Consider the following 14,562-nt stretch of genomic DNA (forward strand, 5'->3'; position numbering starts at 1 on the left):
CGATGGACAAGAATACATTGAACAACGCAGTGTCTCAAGGCTTGCCAATGCCTTTTGCGGCTTCGATTTCCGGTGAGACATTCGTTGCTGATGCGGCTGTTGTCTATCAGGAACAGATTGCACAGATGGCGATGGTGATTTTCGAAACGATGAATGCACTCGGTGAAGTGAAGATCGAGAAAATCGAGATAAAAGGGGACAAGAAGGGTATCGTCATGAAGCTCGAAGAAGATGGTATGTTGGGAACGATCATCGAACCTGCTGAAGGTATCACACGTCCAGAAATCTGGAAACTCTTGCAGGAAATAAGCGCGAAGTCGGTAATGACGCCTGCCGAGAGGCGAGCCGCGCTCGTCGATCCAGGTGTACTCGAGAAAATCAAGGGTATTCTTGGAGAATATGTCGGTGATTTCACAGAAAGGATCTTTCAGAACCAGTTGAAGAATCAGAACATAAAAATAGACGAATTGCATGCCGAAGATGTTCGCCGTGTGATCCTTGCTTTGAGCAAGGCAACGAGCATGATTGTTGGCCGTTCAAAGGGTCGTGAGTTATCAAAACGGCTAACTGAGTTGGTGAAGTGATTGGAGTTTGGTATGGTAATACTTCAATTAAAGGAGGTTAGATGTCGACACTCCTCGTGACCGCGCCGTTTGGCATAGAACCAGCACGCTATCAAATGCTTGCGGTGATCCCGAATTACCTGCTCATTTTGGGTGCGGTTGTCCTTTGGTTCGCTTTTGTGTTGCTGGGTATAATCGCGCGCCGCTACGAAATTGTGCTCGGAGAAAGAACCGACTGGCAGTTCATGATCGGCGCGCCGACAGGGATACTCGCTTTTGCGATCCTCCAGTTTATCTACTGCGGAATCGGCGGGAACATTATGTTGCCCAAAGGTGGGATTAACTACGGTGCATATCTGTTATTTTTGGTTTCCGGCAGTCTGTCATTATTCGCCAATTACAGATTTTACTGCGTGACGAAAGGGAGGTAGGGTCATGAAAGCTGATCTGCCGGCGGAGTTGATCTTCATATGCGCGATCATTCTGACAGTCGTAGCCCTGTTTTTGTATGGAATGATTATCAGACGCCTTCTGACGCTTATCAGGGCCAAGTATATCTGGATATTTCCGGTGCTCGGGGGTGTCTTGCTCCTGGTTCTTGCCGCGGTCCATATCTATCGGGTGCTTTTCTATTTTCCAATGCTGGGGACTGCTGGTCCAGGGGATTTGTTCGACCTCATAATAGGTTCGTTGAGTCTTGCCCGTGTCGAAAGTTACTTGCTTCTGGGCGCTGGCATTCTTGCGCTCATAGGAGGTGTCTCATATTACCTTACGAGTTCACGATGATGCTGTTGAAAAGGCGATTGTTCGAGGTCTTTGTGCTTGACAATCGATTCAATATTTAATATAATTTGCAGGTTTGACGTTGGTGATTCAACCGAGTACGGTATATCACTAACCCCAAAAGAAAGGAGGAAAAACATGATAAGGGAGTTTCAATTGGGATCAGAAGGTGGTGGTGGATTTGTGATGTGGTTCTTAGTGATCTGTGCTGTTCTGGGAGTTGCGATTATAATAGAGCGGCTGTATAGTCTCTTCATCAAAGCCCGTCTGAACCCAGGAAGTTTCTTGGAGAAGTTGACCTCGACGGTCGATTCACAAGGTATTGAAGCGGGCAAGGCATTATGCGATCAAACCGCATCTCCGGTTGCCAAGATCCTTAAATCGATCCTGGAGAAGGCGAACCTGGGCAAAGATGCGATGGAAGAAATGGTAACGCGCAGTGCCGCGATCGAATTGTCATTCCTGGACCGGGGCATGGCACTGCTCGCGGGTCTGACAACCGTTTCGCCATTCTTGGGATTCTTAGGAACGGTGATGGGTATGATCACGGCTTTTGCCGCGATTGCATTGGCTGGTGAAGTCGAGCCGACAGTTGTTGCCAGTGGTATTTCAACCGCACTTATTACTACAAAGTGGGGTTTGATCATTGCGACACCGCTTGCGATAATTCATATTTTATTCTCCGGTAAGGTCGACGGATACGCCCGTGACATGGAGGAAGCTGCAAGTGGATTGATCGATTATATTATCGAACAGTATCAACCGAGGAAAAAATAATGATACTACGGGAAAAGAAGGTTGCACGTGCCGGGATCCCGACCGCATCGATGGGTGATGTAGCCTTCCTGATATTGATATTCTTCTTGACCTCGACGGTTTTCACCAAAGATAAGGGTTTGAAAATGCTGCTGCCCGAGAGAACGGAGGAGCAGGAACAAGTCAAGGTGAAACCCGAGAACATTGTTACGGTAGCGATCAACCCTGCTGGCGAAGTAAAAATAAAAACTGTTGATCTGGATAGAATACTGGTACTTGAGGAATACGGTGAGATCAAGAGCATCGTCGAAGAACGACTGCTGGCAAGGGATACTTTGCTGGTGGTTTCGTTGCGTCCCAGCAAGGATGCCCCTTACGATAACATGATACAGGCGCTGGACCAGATCAAACTCGCCAAGACAACTTCGTCCGATGGCCGGGAATTGAGGGTGACTAAGATAAGTCTAATCCCAACAAGTGAGGAACAATGAGAAAGAGTATCATTCGAAGACATCGGGAACGAGGTGAGATCCCCACCGCATCCACGGCTGATATTGCGTTTCTTCTTATCTTGTTTTTCATGGTGACCACAGTCTTTCGCGCGACTAAGCTGAACCTTAGAATAACGATACCCGAAGCCAGATCAACCGAGCGGATCTTGATGCGCAGGAATGTTTCATACATCTGGGTTGATGTTGACCGGAAAATATATCTGGATGATAATGTGATAGCGGCCGAGATGATTGCCGGGAAAATGGCACAGAAGGTCTGGGATAATCCTGAGCTCATTACTGTTATGAAAGTTGACAAGACGGCGACTTACGGCGTAGTGGATAATATCCTCGATCAGCTGAAAGAGGCAAAGGCATTCAGGATTACGTTTGCCACCGAACAGAGGAGCTGACCATGCGCGATCATAAAATTATGTATGGTGTGTACCTGAGAGCGGGTCTTCTCTCCAGTCTGATCCTGTTCATACTGGCTTTTCTCTTCGTTCCGTATGCTGAACCTGAGGCCTACAAACTGAAGCGGGAGATCGTGACGATGGTTGAGGAGATCTCAGCTCAGATGGAAAAGTACGAGGAGCCGCCTCCACTCGAACGCCCGAAGGTTGCAGTAGAGGCCGAGAGCGAGGTGGCAGAAGAAGCAGTGGAGACGATCGCCGATACCGAATTTGAGGAAGACCTTATCAGGACAATGCCGACAGGCCCGGAAATCGAGATTGTCCCCTATTATAAGGTTGAGGTGAAGCCGAAGCCCATATTCCAGCAGAAACCACGTTATCCTGACCTGGCGAGACGGGCCGGAATAGAGGGGCAGGCGGTTGTGAAGGCGTTAGTGGATATTGACGGTAGCGTCATGGATGTCCAGATACTGAAGTCAAGTGGCAACCAGATGCTGGATGAGGCAGCACTTGCCGCGGCGCGCAGGTGGAAATTCAGCCCCGCCAAACAACGCGACAAGTACGTGCGGGTTTACGTGTCAATACCGATAAACTTCCGCCTGGTAGAAGGAGGGTAGGCTTCCATATTCAATCTTGACAATTATCTGATACTTGCTATAATAATGTGCAAAGACGTAAGAATTGTGTAGATTTTGAGAAAATTGAAAGAGGAGGTGATGGCAAGAATAAAGAAAAGGTTTTGTATAGCAAAGCACTCAAGAACAAGATAAGATAAAGAACAAGATAAAAGAAAGGAGGAATGATGAAGAAGCGTCTTCTAGGCCTCTTAGTGGTTGCAGTAATGTGCCTGCTGACGTGTGGTAACGAGCCACCGGAAGATTTCTACGAAGGCACTCCTGAAGACGACGCGCAGATAGACGCTATCCTCGAAAGCGACTCATTCAGCATACTACTCAACACAACCGATGGTTTCGTTAATACATACATCCCTTTGAATATACCAAACGTTGCTTTCGTAGACCAGGATCGTATTTTCCGAGCCGATTCACCGATGGTCAAAGACCACATCGATAGCTGCAAACTTGCCTTTATCGACATGAATCGTTTGTACGATCGATGGTATACCAAGGACACTGCTTGCACGGTCTATCTGATAGACACTTTTATGGTTGAATCCTGGGGTCATGTCGATTTACGCCTCGTCGGACATTATGACAGCCTTTATATTGGTTCGACCGGTGATACGAACTGGGTGTTGAGGAATGTCGACACGATCATTACGGATACCCTATATGACATGGAGGAGATCCATGGTGATGGCCGGCGGTTGATCTTCCTGGAACCTCTGAGGTCAACAACCCCTGATATCGACCCCGAAACTGGTGATACAACCTATGCCATAATCGAACCGTTTGAATGGCAGCTCAAGCGTATTTCTTATGGTAGCTACTACTATCCGACGCGCGGGACAGATGCGCCGGCGGTCAACCGTGTTCTCATTGAGGTACCACCGTCCGTCGATACGATACTGGCTACGAATACTGATACGCTTTACACCGGCCATGTCATGAATCGTTTTAAGCACATCGATTCGTTGCTTAATTACAGCGGTGTAGATTCGGTGCTGGTCACGATCGAAGTCGATGATCCTGAAGTTGCAGGTGTTTGCGCGTACTACGCGGTATGCGCCGGTGATACGCCGACTCGAGTACAATTAGGCGCGGTTACTGCTGGCGCTCGCGGTTACTTGCATCTTAGCGGTCAAGATATCGTGAACCTCTACTTTGAGGTCGTATTCAGAGATTCTTACTACTACGTTAACCCTAATCAAGGATATTTTGCCACAGTCTGGCTTGTGCCAGTCATAAGAAATTAGGGGGTGCTTGATGAAAAAAATCTTACTCGCACTTATTATCGGGGTATTCCTTTTCGGTGCTGAATACGGCAGGATAAATGGTCGCGTTCTGGATGCTGAGACAGGAGAACCCCTGGTCGGAGCTGATGTTGTCATTGAGGGCACCGAGTTAGGTGCGGCGACCGATGCAGGAGGAGAGTTCGTCATACTCTATGTCCCTGCAGGAACTTACCGGGTCACATCGTCCTATATTAGTTACGACCCGTTCACCTTCACGAGTGTCGTCGTGAATGCCGACCAGACAACATTGCTCAATTTCCGCTTGCCTCCGACTGTGATCGAAGTCAAAGGTGTAACTGCCGTTGCCGAGCGCGAGGCAATCGTTAGAGACGCTGTTCACACGCGCCGTGCGGTTACATCTCAGGAAATGAGCCGGTTGCCCGTTACGACGATCAACCAGGTCATTGCTCTGCAAGCCGGCGTCGTCGATAGCAAGCGCGGAACCCATCTGCGCGGCGGACGCGACGGTGAGGTTACTTACTTCGTTGACGGTATTGTTACCAAGGTACCCAACACTAACTGGCAATCAGCGGTTATCAATCAGTCTGCCGTGGAGGAAGTCTCCGTGGTGAGTGGCGGATTCGACGCTGAGTACGGCGATGCGCTTTCGGGCGTTGTTAATATTGTCACGCGCGAAGGCGGTTCGAAGATATCGGGTGCTTTGAATTACCTTAGTGATGAGATGTTCGGCAGCTGGCAAGACCCGATCAATTACGGGTACAGCCAATACGATTTCTCGTTTGGCGGTCCGTTACCGGCATTTAACAGACTTCGCTATTTCTTCTCTGGTGAGTATATGCAGACCGAATCATACCATCAAGAAGGGTTGTTCAAACTCGATGCTCCGAGGCAGGATTACCGGGCGCAAGGTCGTTTGACGTACAATTTAGCCAATGCAAAAGGCAAATTGTCGTTCACCGGCTTCAATGAACGCAGGCAGTGGGTGATCTGGAGTAACGTTACCGGCACCGGCCAGTACGATCTCAAATACTTTGACAACCGGCCGATGAGTCGTATCAAGAACTGGATCCTTTCCTCGACGTTCAACTATATGGTCACGGCCCAGACCCTGGCATCGCTGAAAGTCGGTATGACTCACTTTGACCGCATGTACGGCAATCGTGATTATATCTGGGAAGAAGACAGCGGAAGACAATGGTATGATGATTACCGGTTCAAGGCGGAACGACTTGTTGATATGCTGCTTCATCCGGAAGATTATATTGATCCGGTGACCGGCGAACCAGTCACAATTCGTCAGGTGCTCATCGACAGTGTCATGGAGTACCACGAAGAGTACTACAATCGTGATGTCGAGGCACTGCGCCATAATCCTTACGGTGTTGAGGGTTTGTTCTACACGACCGGTGACTACCGTGTGTGGAGAGTATGGAACAACAACGACATCCAGGGAAGGTTCGACGTCACCCACTCGATTGGCAGGGTGCACGAGTTCAAAACCGGCGTAGATTATATCCGTTATGAGATGCAATACTACGATAACAATCTGCCGTGGGTTGCCAATCCCTTCTGGGATTACTATGACCGGACACCGTGGAAATTCGCCGCTTATGTACAGGACAAGATGGACTTTGAGGGACTTGTTGCGCGTGTTGGGTTGCGTTTTGATTATTTCGATCCCAAAGCGAGCACGTATGAGGCGCCCGAGGATTACCTGAACGACGAGCTGATCCGCTCTGAAGCTGAGTACAAGGTCTCGCCACGTCTCGGTTTCTCGCTACCGGTGACCGACCGTATGAAACTTCGTTTCAACTACGGACAGTATTTCCAGTTACCAGCGCTCGACAATCTATACGGATCGACTGATACGTCGGTGGTGAGGTTGCTCATTTCGCGCGGCAACGCGGTTGTCGGCAACATCTTGATCAAACCCGAGAAGACCGTGCTGTATGAATTGGGTATTGAGAACCAGTTCTCGGAAGAGGTTATTTTCGGTTTCACTGCGTACTTCAAGGATATCTATGACCTGAACCAGGTCCGTGAAGTCATTGCGGTGCCCTATTCCTATTACCAGTACATGAATGTCGACTACGGTAATGTTAAGGGCTTCGAGGTCAACTTGCAGAAACGCATGTCGAACATGTGGGCATTCGGCTTGAGCTACACCATGCAGTTTGCCAAAGGCACGGCTGCTGACGCATATGAATGGTACGAAGACCACTACTACTACAATATAGCGGTACCGGTTATTGATTACTGGCTTGACTTTGACGAACGACACACATTACACGCAAACTGGGATGTTGATCTACCGACGGATTTCTTCTTAATACCTCTCCAGAACTTCAACAGTTCGATCGTCTTCTCCTATCATTCAGGCCATCCGTATACCCCTCGTGATCTACGTGGAAACAAGCTTGGTGACGAAAATTCGGCAAGGATACCTGGGTACTTGAATGTCGACTGGAATCTCAGCCGCAGCTTCAAAATAGGTCCGGCGAATCTGGTGCTCAAGGGATTGATCTACAATCTGCTCAACACCGAGCAGATAATCGAAGTCCACGAAACCACGGGTGATCCTGTCTTGCATGGTGACCCGGAACCGTCACTCGATCAGTTCGGGTTCACGGCAATCTCGAGCACGCGCTACTCACCGCAATCCGATTTCAACCACGACGGTTTGGTCGATCCTCGCGAAGCGAAACAATCATACATCGATGCTCAGAACGATTACTACTATGATGCAAGGAATTTCATGCCTGGTTTCCGTGCGCGCGTTGGCGTCGGTCTACAGTTCTAACCGGGTTAACAATACTTAGGAGGCTATAATGAAAAGGATATTTGCGGTACTGCTCATTGCTGCCGTGTGTGCTTTCGCCGCTAAAGCGGTGTACACACCGACGCCTATGGGTCGTGAGTTCCAAATCCTGAGGCATAACGTCAACCAGGTAGAGTGCTGCGTGTCCAATTACGGTAAATTCGGACAGGATGAAACCGGCAACAACGCTGGATGTTGGTGGCCAACAGGTTCTGGTCATAACTACATCTATGGCGCTGGTAGCTGGTTTGGCACGGTTGATGTGAACGGTGATACACTGGTTACGATTGGCTACGGTCCGCATGGTGGTGAGGCAGAATATGCTCCGGGACGCATTGGCTGGTCAGTAAGCGATCCAAGGGCGATTATCTACATGATGCCAGCGACCTGGCCGCCGACCGTGGATCCTGAATTGCCAATGGCACCTACAGAATCCAAGTCCCATCAGGACTCGTGGTGCGTGTATAACGACGGTGATATTCAGTATCATATTGCCGGCGACACACGTCCTATCGGATTGGAGATCTATCAGACCGTATACGCGTGGAATCTTAGCACGACTCAGGATATCATATTCATTCGCTTTGAGTGCATGAATACTACAAGCGATACCTTGAGACGATGCTTTTTCGGGGTTTGCGCCGACAATGATATCGGTAATGAGGCAGGCACAACAGCCAACGATCGCATTTCTGGTATTGTTGGTCAGTGGTATGTAATAGACGGCGATTCGACCTGGATTGATGACCTGGGCTATCAGTGGCAGGAAGTTGAAGAAGCGGGCCAGCCGCCCTGGTTACCGGGCGCGATCGGTTATGACTACCTGCAGAGTCCCTGGGATATTGTGCCAGACGAGGACAAAGATGGTGACGGGATACTGGACCAGTACGAGATGGATAGCGCTTACTTCTACAATGTTATCGGGGTTACCGATTCACTGTTTGATGCCGATCTTGATGGTACGCCTGATTTCCGTGATCCTTCGCAGATCCCGCAGATCGGTATGACCGCGTTCAAGCGCTTCACCCTCAACCTCGAACCGGGCCTCGACTACGAGCGCTACACAACGCTTGCCGGCTACAATTTCCGCACTGGCGTTTACGAACCATATGATACTGTTCCTCCGGACCCGGATGATCAGCGTTTTCTACAATGCAGTGGTCCATTCGACCTTGCTCCAGACGCGAGCGTGACCGTGCTGGTTGGTATCGTTTTCGCAGATTGGATTGGTATATGGGGCAGACCGGATTCAGCACTGGTTGAGGTGGACGGGACGGCCCAGTTCATTTTTGACCAGAACTGGCTATTGCCCGGACCTCCTCCACCACCAACACTCACGATGCTGCCGGGCGATGCTCGTATTACCCTTGTATGGGATAATGCAGCAGAGGTAGCTGTGGACCCGTACTATGACGTTGTTGGCAACCCGTTATCAGCTCTGTACGATCCCTTCTACCGCGAGGTTGATTTTGAGGGTTATCGGATATGGAAGAGCACGACGGGTCAGACTGGTGATTGGGAATTACTTGCCACCTTCGATCTCGCCAATGATATTGTCTTCACTGATACGGCGTTCGATCCCGAGCCTCTGGAATTGGCAAACACCGGCGTTTCGCACATCTATATCGATGAAGAAGTACGCAATGGGTTTGTTTATTATTATGCGGTGACTTCATTCGATTACAACAGGGTCCGAGAAGCGTATGACTCGGTTTATGCGGTTGATTCCACTGCTTGGTATATACTGGATACCCTGGGCAACCCGATCGATACGATGTGGGTTTACGAGTATGATTCGGTTGAGGTGTACGGGCCGCGTCCGATCTGGTTTGAGAGTGGTCTGGGCGGTGACAGTGTTCGCGCGCGTCGTGATCCGGCCAACTATGTGCCGCCGTCCGATCCGATGGTCGAGTTGGTTTCGGGTAATGACCAGCTAACTGAACTGGTTGATGCGTCGGTTGCTTACCCTCAGGAGATTGATCCGAACTATCCACTCTACATCGAGTTTGCTGCACCGGAGCCGACCGTTGTTTATTTCATAGATCAATCCGGTGATTCTATCCCGTATACGGGTGCGCGATATACTGCGTATCTGCAAGACGACAACGGTACCCTTGAAACTTACGTCTACGACAGAAGGATCGGTATACCTTATGTGCCGCTTGAGATAGTGCCGCCGGTGAACGGTATGTTCATCAATCCGGACATCGGAACGCCTGAACTGCCGGCGACGTTTGTGGTCTATGATAGTATTGAGATCGTGAGCGGTACTTATCCGGCAAACCTTCTGGTCGCGAACGTTCCTGTGCCGCTGCCGTATGCGGAGACGGTTGCTGACAGCGCTGACATGAACGGTATGTGGGCCTGGCGCGGTAATTCGTATCAAGTCGTCTGGAGTCCCAAGAATCCGGGAAGTCCGGTAAATACGGTTGAGATAACGGATCTGGTGACTGGTGAAGTCATTCCGTACAAACAGTTTCAGAATACACCGAGTACAGTAGACCTGGCAGACGGCTGGTGCTTTACCTGGCACACGCCGAGCACGGCATGGAGCAAAGCCTCGCATGATACGGTACAGGCCAATCCCGCGGCATTCCCCGTATCGGAGAGAACACGTTATCTCTATGTCAACGGCGGAATGATCGGTTTGCGCAGTAATTCTTATATGTATGATACGATCTTGCCAGAAGATGGCGAGACCTGGATTCTGAGCGCGAATCGAGATTACCTGCCGCCATCAGTCCTTGGCAAGGTTCGGATCACGGCCACACCGGGTGTTTTCACTGATACTGCGATGACCTTGAACGTCAAGGTCGTGCCGAATCCGTATGTCATTTCGAATGAGTGGCAGACGCGATTTGTGCAGCGGCGCGTGAAGTTCATCAATTTGCCCAACCGGTGCACGGTCCGTATCTTCAATCTCAATGGCGAACTTGTCAGAACACTATTGCATCAGGAGACTTCGGCGACCGGAGTCGGCAATAATCTTGGCGGTGATGAATGGTGGGATGTGTTGAGTGAAAATCGTCAACTTGTTGCGAGCGGTGTCTATATCTTCCACATTGAATCTGACGTAGGTGAACAAGTCGGCAAGTTTGTGATTGTCCGATAAGGAGGATGTGATGAGAACGATGAAATACATACCCTTATTACTAATCATATTCGTGCTGCCCCTTCACGCTGATTTTGCCAAATTGGGTACCTCAGGTGCGCAGTTCTTGAAGATCAGCGTAGGGCGGGGATCAGCCATGGGCGAAGCATTCGTCGCGATTTCAGATGATGCCTCGGCAACATTCTGGAACCCCTCCGGACTTGCCACCGTCACTAGCCGCGAAATCAGCTTCTATCATAACGAGTGGATTGCAGACGTCCGTCACGAATATCTGACCGCGGCGTTTCCGCTGGGTGGTTTCGGGACGATGGGTGTTAGCGTCACGGCATTGACGATGGGTGAGATGGAGATCCTGACGATTGATGACCCGAATACATCAATACGCGAGGATACCGGAACAGGCAATTACTTCAATGCCTCTGATATGGCGGTCGGGTTTTCATTTGGCCGCATGTTCACCGACCGTCTCGCTGCCGGGTTGACATTAAAAGCGGTTCAGGAGCAGATCTGGAACATGACCGCGACCGGTGTGGCAATGGATTTTGGCATCCATTACAATACCGGGATCAGGGGGTTGCGTCTCGCCGCGGCGATGAACAATTTCGGTACTGACATCGCCTTCTCGGGACGGGATCTTGAGTTCGCTGCCAACCCTTATCCTGAATCGCCTGTGTTCTATGAATTGCTGCCAGCAGGGCTGAGAGCGACGCCATATCCGTTGCCGCTCATGTTCCGTTTTGGTGTAGCCTTTGATCCCATCGCGAGTGAGAGTAACCGGTTGACGATTGCTCTTGACTTGAATCACCCAAATGATAACTATGAAACGATCAATCTGGGTTTAGAATACGGGTATCTCAATACCCTTTTCTTGCGCGCTGGATACAAGGCATACACAAACATGGATTACATGAGAGCAATGTCAGGTGGCGAGCCGGCATATGATACGGTCGAGAATGTTATAACCTATCCTGAGTGGGGTGACGATATTGGTACGATGCTTAATAACCTCACTGCCGGCGTTGGATTCCATCTCAGGACTGGTGCCACGCAATTCAAGATCGATTACGCTTACATGAATAAGGGAATCCTTAAGGCAACCCATCGTATTGGATTGACCATAGGATTCTAGTTTATCTGGTGTGTGCGGGCCTGACCAGGCCTGCACACACTTTTTGTGTTATTTGAAAGGAGGTGCTTGTCCGTAAACAAAATATTACGCACAAGAACATAATGTTAGAAAAGGAGGACGTAATGAAACGGTTAGGTATGTTGCTTTTGGCCGTTGTGGTGTTGGGCTGGGCTCTGCCCTACAACGTGGACCCGGTAGATCCGACAGTTGTTACAAGCAGGCCTCGCGTAAACAATTCAAACGATTATGATGGTGTCATAATCGACTCGGTTGGGAACATCCGTGCAGTGCTCGGAAGTCAAGGAAAGAGCATTGCTGTTTCCGGCGGTGGTGAGGCTATTGCGGTTCTCTATGGTGAACCGAGCGGTAACCCGAACAACTCAATGCTTGTCAAGGTCGCCTATTCGTTGAACGGCGGTTCATCGTGGACCACGTACGGACCATTCAGCGCTGCTGCACGCAGGGCATATAATGACATCGCGGCCACGCCTGATTTCGACGCGAATCCTGGTGAAATATTCTTCCTATTCCAGGAGAATACGCAGGGTTACACAGATGGACAGATCAATGTAATGATCGAAGAAAACCTGCCATCAGCGCCGTCATTCTCAGTGCCGATCGTGCCGACGAACGCTTCAGCTCCTACCATCTATCCATGGGAGCCAAGCATTGTTGTGGCGCCTGATGACCCAACAAACGTTGTTGTCACTGCCTGGAACTATCTGGCAAACGGTAACGAGTGGCAATATGTCTGGATCTCCAATGATGGCGGCTACTCGTGGACTGACAGCATTCCGGTGGATCACGTTTCTGCTGACGGGTCTTGCGCTGCTTTGACCGCAGGTCCGGGCGGCTGGTTGGGCATGACGACCCAGGAGTATTACACATTCAGCGGCTCCGATTCCACGATTTACCCATATTTCAGGGAATCGACTGACGGTGGTTACACCTGGACTGCAAAACAAGCGCTAACGGTGTACCCGGCCAATGTAGCGTCTCAGTACTGGTGGCACGAGATGGATATAGTGTATTTCGATGGTGATATATGGATGATACACAATGACATCGGTACTGGCGGTACGGGCGGACCTCACGTCGCAAAAGGGACCGGTTCACCGGGCAGCTGGACCTGGACATTGTGGAGCCAGGATGTTGTGGGCGCCGATTCATTCTGGGTTGCCGATACCCTGTTCTATGCGGCACCGAGCCAGTATCCGACGATATCTGTTGATCCAGTATCGGGTGCGGTGGCGGCTGTCTGCAAGTACAACTACTATATTGGCGACAACGTCACGTGGGCGATCTATAATGGAGCCCATCTTGGTTGCATGTGGACAATGGACGGCGGTAGCAACTGGAAAGTTTCTCAGCCGCTCTCCACTGCCAATACGGGCACCATCATCTGGGAAGACTGGAATGCGACCGAGGCTGCCGATCTCCTCGTGCCAAATGGCGCGCATCCTTATATCCATGCAGTATGGGTTCATGAGGATCCAGCCACCGAAGCGGGCGAGTTGTATCACGAGACGGCCCCTCTCGGTGAATTCCCGTGGGGCGTTGATGAGGTCAGCACTGGTCTGGTCAGCGTCTACAGGTTCTCAGTGACGCCGTCGGTAACTTCGGGTATCTGTCGTGCTGCGTTCAGTATGCCGGCTTCCGGCAACGTGGCGCTGAAGGTGTTCGATGTGAGCGGGCGACTTGTTGAGAGCGTGTTCAGCGGCAGGGCTGCTGGTGAACAGGAGTTCAACATCAATACCTCGCAGCTGGCCAATGGTGCATACTTTGTCGTGCTCGAAACCGAGCAGGGCAATGTTGCTCAGAAGGTCATCACGCTGCACTAATCTGAATAAGTGCGAAAAAGGGGAGACGTCATGTCTCCCCTTTTTTGTTGCACGGTTCTGTCAATCAATGATGCCGAGCCACGGCCCGATGATAAATTGAAACCGGCCGATCAATAGGCTTACGCGGGCCATCACCGTGTAACCAAATGCCGCGCCGAATCCGATCATGATGAATATTATCCCAATCCGTGAAGTGACGCCGAGCACCCCCTTGTGTTCTTTCGAGAAATAGAAATAGGAGAGGGTGCAGACGACGCCGATGAAAAGGATTGCCTGCCAGATAATTCCGGTTGAGCCTGCGTTCCAGGCGCCGAAATTCTGCTGCGTGAGGATCGTTCCCTGTATTTGCCTTATGATGTCAGCCTGTACTGTGGCCGGGATAACCAACCCAGTGTAGTAACCGATGGTAATTGCGATCGGGATGCGTACAAGCCATGAAACCCTTGGAATGAAACGCATGACATATAGCATGCCGACCATGAACGGCAGTATGAAGAATAACCTTCCTTCTCTGAACAGGGGCGTAAAGAGATTCGGAATTAGCACCCGGTGTACGGTAAATGTGATGAAATACCCGTTGGCCACTCCCACGAAGAGGTGTTCGGCGAATTTGTAGAACGGGTTGTCCTTGTATAGAAACGAGAAAATACATATGGTCAGAAATCCGCTGATCCAGACCCATGGGTCATGTGCTATATTCATCGTTCCCTCCTTGATGAAATTGCCTCAACGGCAATTTCGATTACAACGATAAAGGACAGATTACAGTGATGTTTTTCG

13 protein-coding genes are annotated in these 14,562 nt (G+C 50.2%); 12 read left to right on the forward strand and 1 reads right to left on the reverse strand.

From position 1 onward, the window contains the following. The first annotated feature begins 2 nt into the window (after positions 1–2). The 12 genes from OEV79_00735 to OEV79_00790 all read left to right on the forward strand — a co-directional run bounded on the left by OEV79_00735 (position 3) and on the right by OEV79_00790 (position 13,782). Positions 3–584, forward strand: a complete 582-nt coding sequence (locus tag OEV79_00735; GenBank protein ID MDH4209964.1) for a hypothetical protein — start codon at positions 3–5, stop codon at positions 582–584. A 41-nt stretch (positions 585–625) separates the two neighbouring features. Then, a complete protein-coding gene (locus OEV79_00740) occupies positions 626–994 on the forward strand; it encodes a hypothetical protein (GenBank protein ID MDH4209965.1) in 369 nt (122 codons plus the stop codon). A 4-nt stretch (positions 995–998) separates the two neighbouring features. After that, positions 999–1,349, forward strand: a complete 351-nt coding sequence (locus OEV79_00745) for a hypothetical protein (GenBank protein ID MDH4209966.1) — start codon at positions 999–1,001, stop codon at positions 1,347–1,349. Between the two features lie 135 nt (positions 1,350–1,484). Beyond that, a complete protein-coding gene (locus tag OEV79_00750; GenBank protein MDH4209967.1) occupies positions 1,485–2,123 on the forward strand; it encodes a MotA/TolQ/ExbB proton channel family protein in 639 nt (212 codons plus the stop codon). Further along, a complete protein-coding gene (locus tag OEV79_00755; protein MDH4209968.1) occupies positions 2,123–2,593 on the forward strand; it encodes a biopolymer transporter ExbD in 471 nt (156 codons plus the stop codon). Before OEV79_00750 ends, OEV79_00755 begins: the two co-directional genes overlap by 1 nt. Further along, positions 2,590–3,006 carry a biopolymer transporter ExbD gene (locus tag OEV79_00760; GenBank protein MDH4209969.1) on the forward strand — a complete coding sequence of 139 codons (417 nt, stop codon included), beginning with the start codon at positions 2,590–2,592 and terminating at the stop codon, positions 3,004–3,006. Before OEV79_00755 ends, OEV79_00760 begins: the two co-directional genes overlap by 4 nt. A gap of 2 nt (positions 3,007–3,008) precedes the next feature. Continuing rightward, on the forward strand, positions 3,009–3,623 hold the full coding sequence (locus OEV79_00765; protein ID MDH4209970.1) for an energy transducer TonB: 615 nt from the start codon (positions 3,009–3,011) through the stop codon (positions 3,621–3,623). A 185-nt stretch (positions 3,624–3,808) separates the two neighbouring features. Then, entirely contained in the window at positions 3,809–4,882 is a 1,074-nt protein-coding gene (locus OEV79_00770; GenBank protein MDH4209971.1) for a hypothetical protein, read from the forward strand. Positions 4,883–4,892: 10 nt separating this feature from the next. Then, on the forward strand, positions 4,893–7,682 hold the full coding sequence (locus OEV79_00775; GenBank protein ID MDH4209972.1) for a TonB-dependent receptor: 2,790 nt from the start codon (positions 4,893–4,895) through the stop codon (positions 7,680–7,682). 28 nt (positions 7,683–7,710) lie between these two features. Continuing rightward, positions 7,711–10,812 (forward strand): T9SS type A sorting domain-containing protein, encoded by a 3,102-nt coding sequence (locus OEV79_00780; GenBank protein ID MDH4209973.1) that lies wholly within the window; start codon positions 7,711–7,713, stop codon positions 10,810–10,812. Positions 10,813–10,822: 10 nt separating this feature from the next. Continuing rightward, on the forward strand, positions 10,823–11,941 hold the full coding sequence (locus tag OEV79_00785; GenBank protein ID MDH4209974.1) for a PorV/PorQ family protein: 1,119 nt from the start codon (positions 10,823–10,825) through the stop codon (positions 11,939–11,941). Between the two features lie 122 nt (positions 11,942–12,063). After that, positions 12,064–13,782: a T9SS type A sorting domain-containing protein gene (locus OEV79_00790; GenBank protein ID MDH4209975.1), complete on the forward strand. Its 1,719-nt coding sequence runs from the start codon at positions 12,064–12,066 to the stop codon at positions 13,780–13,782. Positions 13,783–13,842: 60 nt separating this feature from the next. Here the strand turns inward: OEV79_00790 and OEV79_00795 are convergent, their stop codons facing one another. Next, entirely contained in the window at positions 13,843–14,484 is a 642-nt protein-coding gene (locus tag OEV79_00795; GenBank protein ID MDH4209976.1) for a hypothetical protein, read from the reverse strand. Between the last annotated feature and the right edge of the window lie 78 nt (positions 14,485–14,562).

This window comes from candidate division WOR-3 bacterium (genome assembly GCA_029858255.1).
In the GTDB taxonomy this organism is placed as follows: Bacteria; Hydrothermota; Tepidihabitantia; order SM23-42; family SM23-42; genus SM23-42.